The organism is Phytomonospora endophytica, from assembly GCF_014202425.1.
Classification (GTDB): Bacteria; Actinomycetota; Actinomycetes; order Mycobacteriales; family Micromonosporaceae; genus Phytomonospora; species Phytomonospora endophytica.
On sequence record NZ_JACHGT010000017.1, the window covers coordinates 99,741 to 119,247 of the forward strand.

10 protein-coding genes are annotated in these 19,507 nt (G+C 69.8%); 7 read left to right on the forward strand and 3 right to left on the reverse strand.

Annotated elements, in window-relative coordinates:
• Positions 1-12 precede the first annotated feature (12 nt).
• Together HNR73_RS31840 and HNR73_RS31845 are read right to left on the reverse strand one after the other, a co-directional pair.
• Complete coding sequence (locus HNR73_RS31840) at positions 13-648, reverse strand: DUF6875 domain-containing protein (RefSeq protein WP_184791397.1); 636 nt, start codon at positions 646-648, stop codon at positions 13-15.
• A complete protein-coding gene (locus HNR73_RS31845; RefSeq protein WP_184791398.1) occupies positions 645-2,018 on the reverse strand; it encodes a pyridoxal phosphate-dependent decarboxylase family protein in 1,374 nt (457 codons plus the stop codon). Before HNR73_RS31845 ends, HNR73_RS31840 begins: the two co-directional genes overlap by 4 nt.
• Positions 2,019-2,178: 160 nt before the next feature.
• Here HNR73_RS31845 and HNR73_RS31850 point away from each other — a divergent pair, with 160 nt between their 5' ends.
• The 5 genes from HNR73_RS31850 to cas6e all read left to right on the forward strand — a co-directional run bounded on the left by HNR73_RS31850 (position 2,179) and on the right by cas6e (position 6,556).
• A complete protein-coding gene (locus HNR73_RS31850; RefSeq protein WP_184791399.1) occupies positions 2,179-2,703 on the forward strand; it encodes an EF-hand domain-containing protein in 525 nt (174 codons plus the stop codon).
• A gap of 285 nt (positions 2,704-2,988) precedes the next feature.
• A complete protein-coding gene (locus HNR73_RS31855) occupies positions 2,989-4,332 on the forward strand; it encodes a replication-associated recombination protein A (RefSeq protein ID WP_184791400.1) in 1,344 nt (447 codons plus the stop codon).
• 5 nt (positions 4,333-4,337) lie between these two features.
• Positions 4,338-4,697, forward strand: coding sequence for an MmcQ/YjbR family DNA-binding protein (locus tag HNR73_RS31860; RefSeq protein WP_184791401.1), 360 nt, complete (start codon positions 4,338-4,340; stop codon positions 4,695-4,697).
• Between the two features lie 75 nt (positions 4,698-4,772).
• On the forward strand, positions 4,773-5,789 hold the full coding sequence (locus HNR73_RS31865; RefSeq protein ID WP_239122270.1) for an alcohol dehydrogenase catalytic domain-containing protein: 1,017 nt from the start codon (positions 4,773-4,775) through the stop codon (positions 5,787-5,789).
• A 137-nt stretch (positions 5,790-5,926) separates the two neighbouring features.
• Complete coding sequence (gene cas6e / locus HNR73_RS31870) at positions 5,927-6,556, forward strand: type I-E CRISPR-associated protein Cas6/Cse3/CasE (RefSeq protein WP_184791402.1); 630 nt, start codon at positions 5,927-5,929, stop codon at positions 6,554-6,556.
• A 10-nt stretch (positions 6,557-6,566) separates the two neighbouring features.
• Here the strand turns inward: cas6e and HNR73_RS31875 are convergent, their stop codons facing one another.
• Entirely contained in the window at positions 6,567-7,595 is a 1,029-nt protein-coding gene (locus HNR73_RS31875; protein WP_184791403.1) for a serine hydrolase domain-containing protein, read from the reverse strand.
• 217 nt (positions 7,596-7,812) lie between these two features.
• Here HNR73_RS31875 and HNR73_RS31880 point away from each other — a divergent pair, with 217 nt between their 5' ends.
• Positions 7,813-14,637, forward strand: a complete 6,825-nt coding sequence (locus HNR73_RS31880) for a SpvB/TcaC N-terminal domain-containing protein (protein WP_184791404.1) — start codon at positions 7,813-7,815, stop codon at positions 14,635-14,637.
• 26 nt (positions 14,638-14,663) lie between these two features.
• Entirely contained in the window at positions 14,664-19,493 is a 4,830-nt protein-coding gene (locus HNR73_RS31885; protein WP_184791405.1) for a Tc toxin subunit A-related protein, read from the forward strand.
• The last annotated feature ends 14 nt before the right edge of the window (positions 19,494-19,507 follow it).

Genomic DNA, 19,507 nt, shown 5'->3' on the forward strand with positions numbered 1-19,507 from the left:
GTCCCGGCCATGTCATGGCGTCGCCTCGGTCCCCGTGAGCCGATGAACGAGCTGGCCACGTACGCGGACGGGAAGTCCCGCCGTGAACCGTTCGAAGTAGGACCGCAAGTGCCCCGACTCGGTCAAGAACGGCAGATCCACATCGCGCATCTGCCTGATCGCCAGCAGAGGCACCGGCGAGCGCAACGGCCGGTACGCGTGGTTCCACAGCCCGGGTTCGTCGCAACGGGGGTGGAACTGCCCGACCATGAGACCGTCGGCGACGAACTCGTCTTTGAGTCCTTCCTGGACGCGGTTGAGGCCCGCCGCGTCCAGGGGATCCACACGGGGAAGGACGATCAGGTAGGCGAGTAGTTCCCGCTCGGCGTCCTTCAGCCCCGAGGCGTGCTCGGCGTAGGCCAGGCGCATCCGTGACATGAGCCGGTGCAGGGCCTGGCCGGTCGCCGTCATCGTGGCGACGGTGAAGCGCAGCAGGTCACGGCGAAGCGCCGGCGCCGTGTACGGGCATACCGGCCCGCTCCGGCCGAGCGCGGGATGTGGCGCGGTCAGATGCCCCTTGCTCCAGCGCAGGATCGCGCGAAGCGCGGGAAGGACGTCCCGCGCCGGCACACCCTCGTCGATCTGGGCGGGCGTCCACAGCGGATTCACCGATCGCGCCGCATCGCGAGTTCTTCGACGCGGTGGTGCAGACCGTCGAGATGGGTCTCCGACTCGGGCTTGAGCAGGACGCTGCGCAGGACCCGGGCCTGCTCGGCGTCGCCGACGGCGCCGGGGTGGCGGGCACGGAACGCCTCGGCCGTCGTGCACAGAATGCTCAGGAACACCGGATCGGCCGCGGCCTCGGCGGCCGTCGTGCACAGTCGCGTCGAGCCTGCGTCGACGCCCGACAGGCTCATCGGCTCGGTACGCGGGAAGAACGTGACGATGTCGAGCTCCGGCCGCTGATACAGGTCCAGTGCCGGTGAGTCCGTGATCAGTTCGGCCCAGCGCAGCGCGGCCCGACGGCCACAGGCAAGGACCGCGCCGAGACCGTCACGGGTCAACGGCAAGACCTTCAAGGTCAGCCACAAGGCGGCGGCCGCGGCCCCGGCACGCGAGCATTCGAGACTCACCTCGCCCAGATGCAGGGCCGCCTCGGTGAAGAACGTGAACGGCGACTCGTGCCGATAGTGCCGGGCGACACCGGGATCGCTGAAGATGACCGCCCCACAGCCGTAGGGCTGGAGCCCGTGCTTGTGCGGATCCACCACCACCGAGTCGCAAGCGCCGATGGCCAGCCACGGCTCGGACGGCAGCGCTTCGGCGCCGCTCCCGCCCGCGAGGAGGGTGAAGAAACCGCCGTAGGCGGCGTCGACGTGCAACCGCACCCCGTACTTCTCTTTCAGGACAAGGGCCTCATGGATCGGATCGACCGCGCCGAGCCCGGTGGTGCCCGCGGTCAGCACGACCGTGCCGACCCGGCCGCCGCGCAGCAGGTCCTCCAGGGCGTCCATGTCCATGCGCCCGTGGGCGTCGACCGGCACCGCGTGGCCGCGCATCCCGAGCAGGTGGCACATGCGAGCGTGGGCGGTGTGCCCGTCGGCGCTGAACGCGACGTCCCGGCCAGGATGCGACTCCCGGGCGACATAGAGCGCCTCCAGGTTGGCGACGGTCCCGCCACCGGTCAGATGGCCCAGGTGCCTGGGGAAACCGAACATGCCCGCCAGCTCGGCGACCACCTCGATCTCCATATCCGTGGTCGCCGGCCCGCCCTCGCGGGCGTGGTTGTTGGGATTGGCCAGCATCGCGGTCACATAGCCGATGACGGCGGCCGGATGCGGTGGCTTCACCATCTGCCCGGCGTAGCGGGGGTGGAAGAACGGGTAGTTGTCGTCCATGCGTTTGACGAACTCCGCGTAGGCCGCGGCGAAGTCCTCGTCGTCGACGTCATCAACCGGATGGGGCGTGTAGACACCGAAGCCCGCACGCCACGCCGAATGTGCCTCGACCGCCTGCGGCAGCCATTCGCGGAGATCCATTCGGCCGATTATCGGCGGTCTCGGCGGCTTTTCGGCGTGAATCGACGGGTTCCGGCGCAAACCGGCCCATCGCCGCGAACCCCGATGCCGCATCGGCGGCTCTGTTAGCTTCGGTGAGGCGGAGCGGGCTCCGTCACCAGCTCAAACGGGGGGAAGCAGCGTGTCCACAGCAGTTCTGGAACGCAAATACCAAAAGCTCTTCACCAACTACGACAGCGACGGCGACGGATTCATCACGCGCGCGGAACTCGAAGCGTCGAGTACGAACCTCAGCCGAAACCTCGGCGAGGAGGACTCGCCCAAGGCACGCCGTCACGCCGAGGCGACCGGCCGCTACTGGGACGCCATCGCCCGGCAGGTGGGCACCACCGACCGGATCCGGGCCGAGGAATGGGTCGACGCCGCCCACCAGATCGCCACGACGCCGGAGTTCAAGCAGGTGATCAACGAACTCATCGACGCCACCCACGAACTCTGCGACACCGACGGCGACGGCCACATCAGCCTGCGGGAATTCCAGCAGGCCCACCGCGCCTCGGGCGCCTCCGAGGCCGATGCCGCCAGGGCGTTCGAACGGATGGACACCGACGGCGACGGCCGCGTCTCGCGAGAAGAGACCGCGCGAGCCGCACGCGAGTACTTCACCAGCTCCGACCCGAAGGCCGCCGGCAACTCGTTCTTCTAGAACCCGGCCGGAGAAACCACGTCACAGCGCCCGGAGGTGCCCCCTCCGGGCGCTGTCCTACGCGGCGGTACCCCAGCAAGCCCCAAGCGGTCCGCCGCCACGTCGATACCCGCCCTCGCGAGCACGTCACACTCATCCGTTCGGACAGACTCCCGACGGGCGAGGTTCGCAGATCATCAACGGTGATGTGAGATACCGTCGGGTCACGCGCGCGGCCGCCGACAGGCCGCGTGAAACGCCCGTAGCGCTACGGACCTGCCGATACCGTCGGCCGGGAGGGCAAGGATGGGACGCACCGAGCCGGCACTGCCGCTGTTCGGCGACGAGCCGCCGCCCCGGCCCCTCGCCGACCGCTTGCGGCCGAGCAGCATCGACGAAGTCGTCGGCCAAGATCACCTGCTCGCCGCCGACGCCCCGATCGGCCGGATGCTGGCACGCGGGCAACTGGTCTCCACCATCCTGTGGGGCCCGCCCGGCTCCGGCAAGACCACCATCGCCAGGCTCCTCGCCGAACGCACCGACCTCGCCTTCGAGCCCCTGTCGGCCACCTTCTCCGGTGTCGCCGACCTGCGCAAGATCTTCGCCGCCGCCCAGCGCCGCCGCGACATCGGACAGGGCACACTCCTCTTCGTCGACGAGGTCCACCGCTTCAACCGCGCCCAGCAGGACAGCTTCCTGCCCTACGTCGAAGACGGCACGATCATCCTCGTCGGCGCCACCACCGAAAACCCCAGCTTCGAACTCAACGGCGCCCTGCTGTCCCGCTGCCAGGTCTTCGTCCTCAAGCAACTCGACACCCACGCCCTCGAAACCCTGCTCACCCGAGCCGAAGCCGACACCGGACGAAACCTGCCCCTCGACGCCGACGCGCGCGGCGCCCTGATCGCCATGGCCGGCGGCGACGGCCGCTACCTGCTCAACCTGGCCGAACAACTCCAGGCCCTCCCCGAGGACACCGCACCCCTGGACACCGCGGGCTTGGCCGCCGAGGTCCACAAACGCGCCCCGCTCTACGACAAGTCCCAAGAAGGCCACTACAACCTCATCTCCGCACTGCACAAGGCGATGCGCGGGTCCGACCCCGACGCCTCCCTGTACTGGCTGGCCCGCATGCTCGACGGCGGCGAAGACCCACTGTTCATCGCACGACGGCTCATCCGCTTCGCCAACGAGGACATCGGCACCGCCGACCCGCACGCCGTCCACCAGGCGCTCGCCGCCTGGGAGGTCTACGAACGGCTCGGCTCCCCCGAAGGCGAGCTCGCGATCGCCCAAGCCGTCGCCTACCTCGCGACCGCCCCGAAGTCGATCGCCGTGTACCGCGGGTTCGCCGCCGCGACGCGAAGCGCCCGCCAGACCGGTTCCCTCATGCCGCCCATGCACATCCGCAACGCACCGACCCGGCTGATGAAGGACCTCGGCTACGGCAAGGACTACCAGTACGACCCCGACACCACAGACGGCTTCTCGGGCGCGAACTACTTCCCCGACGACATGGATCGCGAAACCTTCTACCGGCCCACCGCGAACGGACACGAAGCCGAGATCGGCCGCAGACTCCGCCACTGGAACGCGCTGCGCGCGGAACGGTCCACAGAGGTCACCGAGGACGGGGAGGCCGAACAGTGAAACGCGTGACCGCCACCGGCGCTCAGCTCCAGCGTGCCGCACGCGACAAGGCCGACGACCTGCCCGCGACCGGCAGCGGACGACCCTTCGTCGACAAGCTGGAGGTGTACAAGGTCGCCGGAAAGGTCTTCCTGATCATCACCGACGACCCGGACGAGCGGATCGTCACGGTCAAGTGCGAACCGGACCGGGGATGGTCACTCGTGCACGACCACGCCTCCGTCGTACCCGGCAGATACCTCGACAAACGGCACTGGATCTCGATCGGCGAGGGACCCGGCGTCACCGTGAAGTTCGTCGAGGAGCTGGTCACCGACTCCTACGACCTGGTCATCGAGGGACTCCCCACCCGGTCGCGGCCCTGACTTCGGCGAACGGGCACCGCCGGCGACGGCAGCGGCGACAATACTCGCGGCCCTTCACAAGATCAGGAGCCCGACATGACGACAGCGAGCGGCGAAGCGGCCGAGCGGATGCGCGCCGTCGTGATCGCCGATACCGGCGGCCTCGACAAGCTCGTGGTCACCGACGTGCCGACACCGGAGCCGAAACCGGGCTGGGTGCGCATCAAGGTGCGGGCCTTCGGCGTCAACGAGTCCGAGGTGAGCACGCGCAAAGGCGAGTCGGACCCCGAGGTGACCTATCCGCGCGTCCCCGGCATCGAGGCGGTGGGCGTGGTCGACGCCGCCCCCGCCGACAGCGGCCTGCGACCCGGGCAGCAGGTGGCCACCATGATGGGCGGCATGGGCCGGTCCTTCGACGGGGCCTACGCGCAGTACACCCTCGTTCCCGTCGGGCAGGTCATCGGCTTCGAGTCCGATCTGCCGTGGGCGACCCTCGGCGCGCTGCCCGAGATGTTCCAGACCGCCTACGGATCACTCACCACCGGCCTGGACCTGTGCTCCGGGCAGACCCTCCTGATCCGCGGCGGGACCTCCACGGTCGGCCTCAGCGCCGCGACCATCGCCAAGGACATGGGGGCCACCGTCCTGTCCACGACCCGCCGCCCCGAACGCGCCGAGGACCTGCGCGCCATCGGCGTCGACCACCCCCTCGTGGACGACGGCGAGATCGCCCGGCAGGTACGACGGCTGTACCCCGACGGCATCGACGCCGCCCTGGAACTGGTGGCCGGACCCGCCCTGCCCGACACACTCCGCGCGCTCCGCACCCACGGCACGGCCTGCTTCACCGGCTCACTCTCCGGCGAGTGGGTCATCCCCCAGTTCAGTCCCTTCGCCTACATCCCCAGCGGCGTCCGGCTCACGGTCTACGGGGGCGACGCCACCGACCTACCGCCCGACGTCTTCGACCACCAGCTGAAGGCCATCGCCGACGGGCGCCTCCACGTCGCCATCGCCAAGGTCTACCACGGCCTGGAGCAGGTACGCGACGCCCACGCCGACCTCGAAGCGGGCACGAGCGCGGGCAAACACGTGGTGCTGCTCGACGACTAGAACAATGCTCTCCAGACGGTCGCACCCGCCGCACCCGGACCGCCGCCGTCACGCGCATAGTGTCAACCCGTACTTGTTCCCGCCGCGCCGGGAGTATCCGTCCTGCCTTCTGGCCTACCTGAACGGAGTCCGGTGACATGTGGCTGACCCGCATCACCCCCGACCTGAACCGACGAGACACCCACGACGACCTCGCCGACACCGTCAAGATGCACCAACGGGTGATGACACTGGCAGAGGACGGCCTCGGCGACCAGGCCCGCCAGCGAGCCGGGATCCTCTACCGGATCGAGACCACCCCGGACGGGGTCCGGCTGCTCGTCCAAACCCGCGAGGAACCCCGCATCGAGCAGCTGCCCGACGGCTACGGCACCTCCGAGACCCACGATCTGCAGCCACAGCTCGACGCCCTCACCGCCGGGATGAGCCTGGACTACCGCATCGCGGCCAACGCCACCAAACGCCTCGCCACCGTCTACGGCGCGAAGGCGGGCAAACTCACGATGCTCTCCGGGGAAGAGGCCGAAGACTGGTGGCGGCAACGCGCCGAAGCCAACGGCCTGCACGTGGAGACCCTCACCTCGGCCCGGCAGGAAAGCGCCCGCAGCGGAGACCAGCGGCGCCCGATCAAGCACACCATCACCCGCTTCGACGGCTCGGCCACCGTCACCGACCCCGACCTGCTGCGCACCGCCGTGGAGGACGGGATCGGCCGCGCGAAAGCCTACGGGTGCGGCCTGCTCAGCCTCACCCTGAACTCCGCGTGAGCGCGGTCCGTCAGCGGCCGGAATCGGCCAGGACCGAGCGGACGGCACGTGCGACCGGCCAGGCTCCGTCGTCGCTGTTGCCCAGCACCGACCACGTGACGTCCGTGCTCGGATCGTGCGTGCTGCTGAAGGACACCCCGGCGTCGTAGCCGGCCAACCTCACCTGCGGGCCCGTCTCATCGAGCCAGAATCCCAGCCCGTACCGCGCCTTTTCGGCCGGGACCGCACTGTGCGGGCGGGTCAACTCGGCCACCCATTCCGCACCGACGATCCGCCCGGCGAGGAAGGCCCCCCAGAACGAGTTCATGTCGGCGGCGGTGGTGTAGATACCGCCGTCACCATTGCCGCGCACCGGCAGGTGCAGTACGTTGCTGCGCCACCGCCCGTCCCGCAGCAGGTAGCCGGTGGCCGTGCGGTCGGGGAGCTGGTCGGAGCGCAGGAACGCGGTGTCGGCCAGACCGGCGGGACGGCAGACCAGTTCGTCGACGAGCTGGTGGTAGCCGGTTCCGCTGACCCGCTCGGCGATCAGGGCAAGAAGGATGTAGCCGCCGTTGCAGTAGCTGAAGTCGGTCCCGGCCGGGAACTTGGTGGGATGGCCGTCCAATTCGGCGAGGAACCCCTCGGTCTCGGCGAGCAGGTGCACCGGCGTCTTCAGTACGTAGTCGGCGATGTCGCCGAGGCTCTCCTCGTCGAGGTAGTCGCCGATCCCGGAGCGGTGGGCGAGCAGGTGCTCAACGGTGACGTCGTCGGCGACGAGCGGCAGATCGGCGCCCAGCACCGAGCGGGCGGTGGTGTCCAGCGCGAGCCGGCCCTGTTCGATCAACCGCACCACGGCCAGCGCGGTGAAGCCTTTGGCGCCACTGGCCACGGCGAAGCGGGTGTCGACGGTGTTGGGCACCTCGTGCCCGCGCTGGGCCAGCCCGAACGCGGCCTGATACGCCGCCTCACCGTCCCTGTCGACGCGCACGACTCCGGAGAAGGCCACGTCGCCGGCGACGGCTTCGACCGCCTCGGCCAGCTGCGACACCGTCCACGACATGGGCTGAGCATAGGTACCGCCACGCTCGGGCACCACGGGTTTTCTCTCCGCCGTGTCTCGGTGGGACAGCGTCGTGACCGGGGCACAACCGGCTCCTCAAGCGTGGCGGAGGTGCGCGGCGACCGCTCCCACACCCCGTTTCAGCGCCACATCAGCGCCGTTCCAGCGCATGTCGCCACTCTCCCAGCAGTGGCCTCGATGCGATGGGAGCGGTCAAGTGAGCGGAAACGGTGGGCAGGCGACAGAAACGGCGATCTCACTGCCGAAGGGCGGTGGCGCGATCACCGGGCTCGGCGAGACCTTCAGCGCGGACCTGCACACCGGGACGGGCAACTTCTCGGTGCCGATCACGGTGCCGCCGGGTCGCCGCGGACTGACACCGCAGCTGGCGCTGGCCTACAGCACCGGTACCGGAAACGGCGAGTTCGGGCTGGGCTGGCGGCTGAGCTCACCCGGCGTCACCCGCAAGACCGCGCGGGGGGTGCCGAGCTACGGCGACGGTGACACCTTCGTCCTGTCGGGCGCCGAGGACCTCGTCGAGGTGTCCGGCGGCCGTCCGGGGCGGGTGCGCCATCGCCCGAGGACCGAGGGCGACTTCGCCCGCATCGAGCATGTCCAGGACGCGACCGGCGACTACTGGGAACTGCGTGGCAGGGACGGTTCGGTCAGCCGTTACGGCACCGTCCGGCCGCTGTCGGCTCCCGCGGACTGGCGGGATCCCGCCGTCACACGCCACGACTCGGGAGTGTTCGCGTGGCTGCCGACCGAGACCACCGACTCGCTGGGCAACCTCATCCGCTACACCTACCTGCGCGACCAGGGATCCGACGCCGAGCACACCTGGGATCGGCCGGTCCTCCACCGCGTCGAGTACGCCGACTACGGCGACCGCGCCGACCCGTCGTTCCTGGTCCGCGTCGAATTCGACCATGAGGATCGCCCCGATCCGTTCTCCGACCACCGTGCCGGCTTCGAGATCAGGACGACGCTGCGCTGCCGCGCGATCCGGATCTCCACGCTCGCCGCCGATGGCGTCCGCCGCGTGCAGAAGGAGTACCGCCTCGGTTATCGGCTCGCGCCCTTCAACGGGGCCTCGCTGCTGACCACGGTCCAGGCCGTCGGCGTCGACGACACCGCACGCGAGCACATGCCCCCGGTCACCTTCGCCTACTCGGGCTTCGATCCCACCGCACGGCGCTTCACGCCCGTCACCGGCACGGGACTGCCGGCTCTCCACGGTGACCCGAACACCGTCCTGGTCGACATCGACGGCAACGGCCTCCTCGACCTCGTCGAGCTCGGTGGAACTCACCGGTACTGGAGCAACCGCGGTGACGGCCGTTTCGACGCGCCTCGCGCCATGCGGGAGGCGCCGTCCGTCGGCGACCGCGACGTGCGGCTGCTCGACGCCGACGGCGACGGCCGCGCCGATCTGCTGGTGTCCGGGCCGGGCGGGGCGGGCTACTTCCCCCTCGGTTTCGACGGCGGGTGGAGCGGCCGCTCCTTCCGGTCCTTCCCGCAGATGCCCACCACCGACCTCGCCTCCCCCGAGGTCAGACTCATCGACCTCGACGGCGACGGCCTCACCGACGTACTCCGGTCGGGCTCCGCGATGGAGTGCTGGTTCAACGACCCCGATCCGCGCCTGGCCTGGACGCGTACCGCGAGAACCCACGGGCCGGCGGTGGACTTCACCGACCCACGGGTCCGGCTGGCCGACATGACCGGCGACGGCCTCCAGGACATCGTGCTGCTGCGCGACGGGAACATCGCCTACTTCCCCAATCTCGGCCACGGCCGCTGGGGCCGGCGGGTACACATGCGCCAGGCACCGCGCCTGCCCCAAGGCCACGACCCGCGTCGCGTCCTTCTCGGTGACGTCGACGGCGACGGCGCGGCCGACCTCGTCTACGTCGATCACACGCGAGTGCTGGTGTGGGGCAACCGCTCCGGGAACGGCTGGACGGAGCAGCCGGTGACGGTCAACGGCACGCCCGACGTGGTCGACACCGACGAGATCCGGCTCATCGACCTCCACGGCAACGGCATGGACGGGCTCCTGTGGAGCAGGGCCGCCGAGGAACGCACACGCTTCCTGGACTTCTGCGGTGGCACCAAACCCCATCTCCTGTCCACGATGGACAACCAGCTCGGCGCGCGCACCACCGTCCACTATTCACCCTCGACGGCCGACTACCTCCGCGACCGGGCCACAGCGGCGACGCGATGGCGCACACCCCTGCCCTTCCCGGTCCACGTCGTGTCCTCCGTGGAGACCGAAGACCAGATCTCCCACGGCAGGCTGGTCACCGCATACCGCTACCACCACGGCTACTGGGACGGTGTCGAACGCGAGTTCCGCGGCTTCGCCATGGTCGAGCGGCTCGACACCGAGACCATCGACGACGCCCCGGACCACAGCCCGCCGAGCCTCACCAAGACCTGGTTCCACCCCGGCCCGGTCGCCGCCGTCGAAGCCGGCGACTGGACCGAGCTCGACCTGCGCGGCGAGTACTGGACGGGCGACCCGAGCATGCTGCCGCGCCCACCGGAGATCACCGCCGCCCTGGCCGCGCTGAGCCGATCCGGCCGCCGCGACGCGCTGCGTGCCATGCGCGGCCGCGTCCTGCGCACCGAGCTCTACGCACTCGACGGCACCGACCGCCAAGCCCTGCCGTACACCGTCACCGAAACCCTCACCGGCATCCGCGAGGAATCCCCGCCCGGCCCCGGCGATGACGGCAGGCCCCGGATCTTCTTCCCCTTCCCGATCGCCACGCGCACCACACAGTGGGAACGCGGCCAGGACCCCATGACCCGGTTCGCGTTCACCACCGGACACGACGCCTACGGCCTGGCCACCGGCACACTGTCGGTCGCCGTACCTCGCGGACGCGATCCACGGCGAGCCGACCCGACCGCCACCGAGCCCTATCCGGCCACCGCCACCCGCACCGAGTACGCCCGGCGCGACGACGACCTCTACCTCGTCGACCGCGCCTGCCGGACGACCACCTTCGAGGTCGGCAACGACGGCCGCGCGAGTGTGCCCGACCTCCACGACACCGTCCTCGCCGGCACCGCCGACCTGCGCGTGATCGAACACCACCGCACCCACTACGACGGCGACGCCTACGTCGGCCTCCCCCTCGGCAGCCTCGGCGCCTTCGGCGTACTCACCCGCACCGAGTCGCTCGTCCTCGCCGACGACCACTTCACCCGCCTCGGCGCGACCCCGCCCTACCTCGAACCGAGGACCGTGTCCTGGCCCGCGGAATACCCCGCCGAGTTCCGCTCCCTCACACCGGCGCTCGCCGGTTACCGGCACGAGACCGGCGACGTTCCCGGCTACTACGTCGTCGGCGAACGCCACCGCTACGACTTCCACGAAGCCGGGCGGACCGCGCGCGGCATGCCGACCGCCGCACGCGACCCGTTCGGCGCCGAGACCCGTTTCGAATACGACGCCCACGACCTCCACCCCGTCCGCGTCGTCGACCCGCTCGGCCTGGAAACGAAGGCGTCCTACGACCCCCGCGTCCTCGCGGTGGAGACGATCACCGATGTCAACGGCAACACCTCCTCGGTGACCTACTCCCCCGCGGGTCTGGTGACCGGCCAGTTCGTGCGCGGCAAGAACGGCGAGGGCGACACCCTGTCCCCCAGCGTCCGGCTGGACCACGACCTGCTCGCCTTCGCCGAGCGGGGGCGACCGGTGTCGGTCCGCTCGACCCGCCGGGTCCACCACGACACCGACACCGCGGTCCCGGCCGCCGAACGCGACCAGGTGATCGTCTCGGTGGAGTTCTCCGACGGCTTCGGCAGGGTCGTCCAGACGCGGACCCGGGCTGAGGACGAGCTGATCGGCGACCCGGTCTTCGGCGGGGGTGTGCTGCCCACCGGGCAGAACGCGCCGGTCCCGCCGACTCGCATCCGGGCGCCCGGCGCTCCTGAGAACGTTGTCGTCAGCGGCTGGCAGCTCCGTGACAACAAGGGCCGGGTCGTGCAGAGGTACGAGCCGTTCTTCTCCACCGGCTTCGACTACGCCCCACCGGGAGACGCACAGCTCGGCCGGAAGGCGACGATCAGCTACGACCCACGCGGCCACATGATCCAGACCCTCAACCCCGACGGGAGCGAGCAGCGCGTCGTGCTGGGCGTCCCCGTCGATCTGGCCGACCCGGCGGTGTTCACACCGACGCCGTGGGAGACCTACACCTACGACGCCAACGACAATGCCGGGCGCACGCACGGCGCGGCCGCAAGCGCCTACAGCGGCCACTGGAACACCCCGTCGAGCATCGAGGTCGACGCCCTGGGCCGCACCGTCACCGCGACCGCGCGCAACGGCGGGGATCCCATCGTCACGCGGTCCTCTTACGACATTCAAGGCAACCTGACGAGCGTCATCGACCCCCTCGGCCGGGAGGCGTTCGCCTACCACCACGACCTGGCCGGGCGGGTCTGGCGTGCCGACGGCATCGATGCCGGCCGCCGCGACACCGTGCTCGACGCGCTGGGCGGGACGATCGAGGTCCGTGACACCAAAGGCGCGCTGTCACTGTCAGCCTTCGACCTGGCGCACCGGCCGGTCCGTGTCTGGGCGCGCAACGACGCTTCGGGCCCGGTGACCCTCCGGCAGCGTCTGCGCTACGGCGACGGCGGCACGCCCGCCCAGCCGCCGGCCACGCGCGCCGCCGCGAAGGCGAACAACCTGCTCGGCCGCATGACACGCCACTACGACGAGGCCGGCCTCGTGATGATCGTCCACGTCGACTTCAAGGGCAACGTGCTCGACTCCACGCGCCAGGTCATCGCCGACGCCCCCGTGCAGGCCGTCTACGCGGCCGCTGCCGCCAACGGCTGGACCGTCACACCCTTCCAGGTCGACTGGGTCAAACCCGACACCGAGCTCCTCGAAACGGTCTCCTACCGGACCGGCACCGAATATGACGCCCTCAACCGGATCAAGCGCCAACTGCTACCCACCGACGTCGAGAACCGGCGGCGCGAGGTGCGCGCTCACTACAACTCCGCCGGCGGCCTGCGCTCGGTGCTGCTGGACGGGGCCGTCTACGTCGACCGGATCTTCTACGACGCCAGGGGGCAGCGCACGCTGATCGGCTACGGCAACGGCGTGGTGACCCGCTGCGCCTATGACCCGGACACCTTCCGGCTGGTGCGGCTGCGCAGTGAGCGCAACGGTGTCGTACTGCAGGATCTGCGCCACGAGTACGACCTGGTCGGCAACGTCCTGGCCATCCGCGACCGCACGCCGGGCTGCGGCCTCCCCGTTAGCCCCGACGCGCTGGACCGGGGCTTCACCTACGACCCGGTGTACCGGCTGGCGACCGCGAACGGACGCGAGACCGACACCGTACCGGCCGCTCCACCGTGGACGGACCTGCCGCGCGGGAACGACATCACCAAGACCCGGCCGTACACCGAGACCTACGCCTATGACGCCGCAGGCTGCCTGCTGCGGCTCACGCACGCCTCGGCTAACGGGTTCACCCGCGACTTCACCCACGAGGCGGGCTCCAACCGCTTGCGGCGGATGACCGTCGGCGCGACCCCCTTCGACTACTCCTTCGACGCCACCGGAAATCTGGTCGGCGAGACCGCGACACGGCACTTCGGGTGGAACCACGCCGACCAGCTCATCGCCTTCGGCACCCAGACCGCCGGCGCCGAGCCCTCGGTGCACGCGCAGTACCTCTACGACGCCGACGGGCGACGGGTGAAGAAGCTCGTCCGCCGCCAAGGCGGCGGCGTCACGGTCACCCACTACGTGGGTGACGGGTTCGAGCACCACCGCTGGAAGACAGGTGCGAACAACCAGATCCACGTCATGGACGACCGGCAACGCATCGCGATGGTTCGGGTCGGCGCGCCGCACCCGGACGACGGTGGGCCGGCGGTCGCGGTTCACCTGGCCGACCACCTGGGGAGCAGTGCCGTCGTGGTGGACGGGGCGGGAGCGTTCGTCAGCCGGGAGGAGTACACGCCCTACGGGGAGACGAGCTTCGGAAGCTACGGGCGCAAGCGGTATCGCTTCACCGGGAAGGAAAGGGACGAGGAGAGCGGGCTGAGCTATCACCAGGCGCGGTATTACGCGCCATGGCTGGCCCGATGGACATGCTGCGATCCCATCGGCATGGCGGGCGGGCTCAACCAGTACCTCTACGCCGCAGCCGATCCGATGCGGCTGGTCGACCCGCACGGGCAGGCTCCGGTCGACGACGAGGCGATTCCCCGAAACGGTGAGGCCATCCGAGACGTCACCGAAAGCGCCCGAGCGACAACAGTGGAACTGGACACCGTCGACCAAGAACTCGCCGCACGAAAGACGGAGTTCGACGCGGCACGCCAAAAAGAAGAGAACTTCTACCGGAAAGACGGCCCGCTGCACGATGAAGGCGTTCTCCTGCAGCGCAGAAAGGAGCTTCGAGGATCCCTCGACGCTCAGACCGGAGCGCTCAAAGGCGGCATCGACTACCTGACGGAACGGGCACTGCCACGGATCAATGAGGTGCCCGCACTCGACACCGGAAACCTCAAGCCGGAGCTCAACACCATCCTCAGAGAAGCCCGCGCCCAGGTCGCCGCCGGGGAGAGGGCACTCTCGAACTCCATCCGCACCCGACGCTGGCGCGAGCTTCCGTCAGGTCTGCCTACCGCACGAGCCAGGCAAAAAGGCAGCGCCAATCTCTCGACCATGGGCGGCATCGCCGCCGGCGGGGCGATCGCGATCGCGCTGACCTACCTGATCGGCATGGCCGAAGGCGACACTCCGGATCCCGCCGAAGCCGCCCTGGCGGCAGCGGCATCGGCCGTCCCCGCCCTCGGCATCCTGACGGCGAAGGACGAGGGCAGTGCGGGATTCGCCGTGTTCTGCATCCCCGCCTGGAAGCTCTGCATGGCCGGGACCGGCGTCTACTACGGCGGCAAAGCCCTCAAAGAAGGCTACGAGTACACCGAACGCCGCGTGACGACCGACTTCTACATCGGCGTCAGAAACATCATTCTCGGCGGGTTCTGACCGCCGGATCGCAGAGAGGCGAGGCAATGGCCCAATCACTCACCATGACCATCGACACCCCCGTCGCCGGCGAAGAAGTCGGCCTCACCACCCCCGTCACCGGAACCCTCACCATCACCGGCAGCGGCTGGCCCCGCCTGACCCTCGAATCCGTCGACGTCCGCTTCGGCACCGGCGGCCAGGTCGTCGCGGCGACGCTCGGCGCGAAAGTCAACAACCAGCAACCTTTCAGCTGCTCAGGCCCCCTGCCGCCGGGCATCCAGGGCGGCGACTCCGTCACCCTGACCGCCACCGCGCACGGCTTCCGCATCCCCTTCCACAACCCCGGCGTCATGACCGGCGAGGCCGCAACCGCCGACGACGGCCCGATCCTCGTCGCCGACGACGGCGACGCACCTAACCTCCTCCCCGGCGACGGCGATCCGCCCGACCCACCCGAGCCGGAGCCTGAGCCCGAACCCGAGCCCGAGGAGTTCGACCAGTCCGTCTCGGTGACCGTGAAGCTGCGCCAGCCCTTCATCCCCGGCCCGGTCGAGCGCTTCTTCGAACCCACCACCTACCTGCAGGAACTCCTCGTCCTGGCCGGCGACCACGTCAGCGTCGACGGCGCCACCCCCGGACCCAGCCCGGCGAACCTCGCCGCCCGCCTGTTCCAGCCACTCGACCGGGTCACCGCCCCCGCCGTGTTCGAGACCGCGACCGCCACCGTCCAGCAGGCGCGCATCGCCGTCGAAGTCCTGCGTGGACACATCGGCACGACCACCCCGGCGGCCTACGCCGCCATCGACCGACACCACCGCGGCGTCGCCTACGAGGCCCTGCTGCGCGAGCTGGGCACAACGTCCTCGGAACTCCGGCTGGTCCGCCTCGCCGGGCCCGCGACCCGCCGGGCACTCGCCTCCAGACTGGGCATCGAGCTCGCGGCGACCCGTCCCGACCTCCTCGACGACATCACCTTCGCCCCGGACGCGGTCACTGACGCGCAGCTGGAGCAGCGGTTCGGCTACCGCACCACCGCGCCGGCCGACCCCTTGCAGCCCGCGTCGGGCGTCCCTGCGGTCCTGCTGTCGCGGCAGACCGCGCTCCGCTCGCAGTGGCGGCGGCTCGACGAAGAAGAACGCGACGGCGACGACGGCCCGCTCCCGGTGATCGATCCCGACGTGATCACCGAGCACAACCTGCGCAGCACCGCACCGAACGACCCGGCGCGCACGCTATTCAGCGCGCGGAGGGATGCGATCACCGCCTCGCTCGCCGAGATCGACGCCGGATTCGACACCGGGGACCGAACGGTGAAGGTGTTCGACGAAACGATCCTCGACGTCGTCGGCGCCATCGACCTGAGCGATCTCGCCGACCGCGACGCCGAAGGCGAAGATCTCACCGCGGTGCTCGCGCCCTTCCAGCTGAGCCTGCCGGCGTTCCGCTTCCTCGCGACCTTCCGTTCGCTGCTGGTGGCCGAAGTCGCGGTCGACAGTGAGTGGCAGGACGTCGCGGCGATCCTGGTGCAGGTCGGCAAGCGTGGCCGGTTCGCCCAGTGGAGGCTCCAGGAACGCGAGCTCGGCATCGTTCTGCAACCGGCGACCTTCGTTGCCGACGACCCGGGCGCGAGCCCGGTGGTGACGCCATGGCGTTCGGACGCGAGCACCATGGCCCGCTGGCACCAGACTCTGGAGGCCCGGGGCCAGGAAGCCGCGTCCCTCGTGTCCGACTTCGCCCGCGTCGTCACCGACGCCGAACGGCGGGCCCTGCCCGCTCTGCGCGACGCCCTCATCGGCGAGATCGGCCGACAGCACGCCGAGCCCCCCGAGAAGGCAGCCGAACGGTTGTCCCGCGAGCTGTGCATCGACCTGCGCGCCATCGGCGGGCAGCGCACCGACCGGGTCGCGCAGGCCATCGACTCGGTGCAGAGCCTGCTGGTGTCGGCGCGCGCGGGACTCTTCGGCAGCCGCCTCACCATCGCCAACGAGGTCGCCTTCGACAACGAATGGGAGTGGCTCGTCGCCCATCCCCGCTGGGTCTCGGCAATGCGAGCCTTCGCCTACCCGGAGAACCAGCTGCAGCCCAACCTCTTCCGCAAGGACGAGGTCTCGACCTTGCAGAAGCTCGAACCGACCGCCGACTACGAGGTCTTCACCAAGGCCCTGGCCGACGCCCACCGGTTCACCCCGGCCTCCGCTCGCAAACTCGCGGCGAAGTACCTGTCGGACGTGCGCGATCTGCTCACGGGTCCGTTGGGGGTGCCGGTGGACTTCGTCCTGACCGACCAGCGCACGAGCGCGCAGCTCCTGGCCCACCGCGCACAGTGCGCCGCCATGGTGCAGGCCTCGCGTACGAGCACCAACCCCATTACGAGGGAATCACAGGTACCGCAGGTGATTCGGGAGCTGTTCTGGCTGGTGCCGGTCGCACTGGCCAAGAAGCTCCAGGATGTCGGGGAGTACTCCATCGCGCTGGACTGGTACCAGACGGTCTTCGCCTACTACCTGCCCACGGCGCAGCGGTCGGTCTACGCGGGACTGGCGCTGGACGCCACCGACGCCCAGCCGTCGAACTACCAGCGCATCCCGGGCTGGCTCGGGCAGGGCAAGGAACTCAACCCGCACTTCACCGCGCGCAAACGCCGGGGCGCCTACCTCAGGTACACCGTCATGTCCATTGTGGAGTGCCTCATCGGCTTCGCCGACTCCGAGTTCGCCCGCAGCACACCCGACGCCAACGCGCGCGCCCGAGTGCTCTACCAGAGCGCGATCGACCTCCTCAGCCTGCCGGAGGCGGCGATGCCGGCCCAACCCGCGGTTCCGTTCCCGGCCAACCCCTTCCGGGCGGCTCTCCGCATGACCGCCGACGTCGGACTGGCCAAGATCCACGCCGGGCTCAACATCGGCGGACTGGCCGAGATCGCGACCACGGCCGGGGACGGCTCCGTCCTGCCCAGCCACTACCGCTACTCCGTACTCGCCGAACGGGCCAAGAACCTCGTCGGCATCGCCCAGCAGGTCGAATCGGCCTACTTCGCGGCACTGGAACGCACCGACGCCGAGGCCTACGGGCTGCTCCAGGCGGGCCACGACCTCCGGGTCGCGCAGGCCGCGCTGACGATCCAGGACCTCAAGGTCTCCGCCGCCGACCTCGGCATCCGGCAGGCGACGGTCCAGCGCGACCGCGCGCGGATCCAGGCGAACACCTACAACGACTGGATCGACGAGGGACTAAACGGTTACGAGATCACCGCCATGACGTCGATGTCCGTCGCCGCCGCGTTGCACGGAGTGGCCGCCACTCTCTCCTTCGCCGGTGCCACGTTCAGTCCCAACCCGTTCCATGATCGGGCGGGTGCGATGGCCAACGCGGCGTCGTCGACGGCGGCCATGTTCTCGCAGTTCGCCGGCATCATGCAGAGTCAGGCCGGTTACGAGCGTCGCGAGCAGGAATGGACCCTGCAACGCGACCTCGCGAACAAGGACGTCGAATCCGGCGGACTGCAGGTCTCCCTCGCCATCAACCAGCGGCTCATCGTCGCACAGGAACAGGCGCTCACCTGGGAGCAGCTCACCCATGCCGAGGCCGTCGCGGAGTTCCTCGCCACGAAGTTCACCAACGCCGAACTGCACCAGTGGATGAGCGGCGTCCTCGGGCGCGTCTACGCCTACTTCCTCCAGCACGCCACCGCCATCGCACAACTCGCGCAAGCCCAGCTGGCCTTCGAACGCCAGGAACCACCGGTCGGCTTCATCGCCGGCGACTACTGGCAGGACGCCACCTCCGTCGAAAGCGACACCGCCGACCGGCGCGGGCTCACCGGATCAGCGCGTCTCCTGCAAGACGTCCACCGACTCGACGAGCACGCCTTCGCCACCGACCGCCGCAAACTCCACATGACCCAGACCTTCTCACTGGCTCAGGTGGCCGGCGCGGAACTGCAACGGTTCCGGGAAACCGGCGTGCTCGACTTCGCCACCACCGCCGAACAGTTCGACCGGGACTTCCCCGGACATTACCTGCGCCTGGTCAAGAGGATCCGGACCTCGCTGGTCGCGCTGGTGCCGCCGGTGCGCGGCATCCGGGCGACGCTGTCCACGGCGGGGGTGTCGCGCACGGTCGTCGCGCGCGGTCCCTTCGACACCGTGACACTGCGCCGGGAGCCCGAGACGATCGCGTTCACCTCACCGGCGGGAGCCAACGGCCTGTTCGACCTCGAAGCCGAAGACGGCACCCTGCTGCCCTTCGAAGGCATGGGGACCGAGGCCGCCTGGCGGCTGGAACTGCCGAAGGCCGCCAACCCCTTCGACTACAACACGATCGCCGACGTCCTCTTCACCATCGAGTACACCGCGCTGCACAGCGACCAGTACCGCCAGAAAGTCGTGCGGCGCCTCGACCGGCGCTTCACCGGTGACCGAGTGCTCAGCCTGCGCAACGAGTTCCCGGACGCCTGGTACGAGCTGAGCAACCCCGAAACGGTCGCCGACCCCCATCGGCGCATGAACGCCGCGCTCTCCCTGACCACGACGGACTTCCCGCCGCACGTCGACGGACTCGTGGTCCGCGAGCTCACGCTGTTCGTCGTCCGCGAGGATCCCGAGAGCGGTGCGGAACTCACCGTCACCTCCTTCGCCCACACCGCCGGCGACGTGGACACCATCGCAGGCGAGGTCGCGACGACCGGCGGGATCGTCGGCACCAGGCGCCCCGGTGGAGCGGCCTGGCAGTCGCTGACGGGACGCTCTCCCGTCGGCGACTGGCGGCTTCGCTTCCCCGACAATCCCGCTGTGCGGGCCGCGTTCGCCGAAGGCGCCATCGAGGACGTGGTGCTGGTCATGACCCTCGACGCGACGACACCCGCCTGGCCGTGATCGGCGCCGTCGTA

Bases quoted from the DNA above. Each gene is read 5' to 3' on its own strand.
- HNR73_RS31885 (WP_184791405.1), top strand. From the start codon at position 14,664: ATGGCCCAATCACTCACCATGACCATCGACACCCCCGTCGCCGGCGAA.
- HNR73_RS31855 (WP_184791400.1), top strand. From the start codon at position 2,989: ATGGGACGCACCGAGCCGGCACTGCCGCTGTTCGGCGACGAGCCGCCG.
- cas6e (WP_184791402.1), top strand. From the start codon at position 5,927: ATGTGGCTGACCCGCATCACCCCCGACCTGAACCGACGAGACACCCAC.
- HNR73_RS31875 (WP_184791403.1), bottom strand. From the start codon at position 7,595: ATGTCGTGGACGGTGTCGCAGCTGGCCGAGGCGGTCGAAGCCGTCGCC.
- HNR73_RS31865 (WP_239122270.1), top strand. From the start codon at position 4,773: ATGACGACAGCGAGCGGCGAAGCGGCCGAGCGGATGCGCGCCGTCGTG.
- HNR73_RS31845 (WP_184791398.1), bottom strand. From the start codon at position 2,018: ATGGATCTCCGCGAATGGCTGCCGCAGGCGGTCGAGGCACATTCGGCG.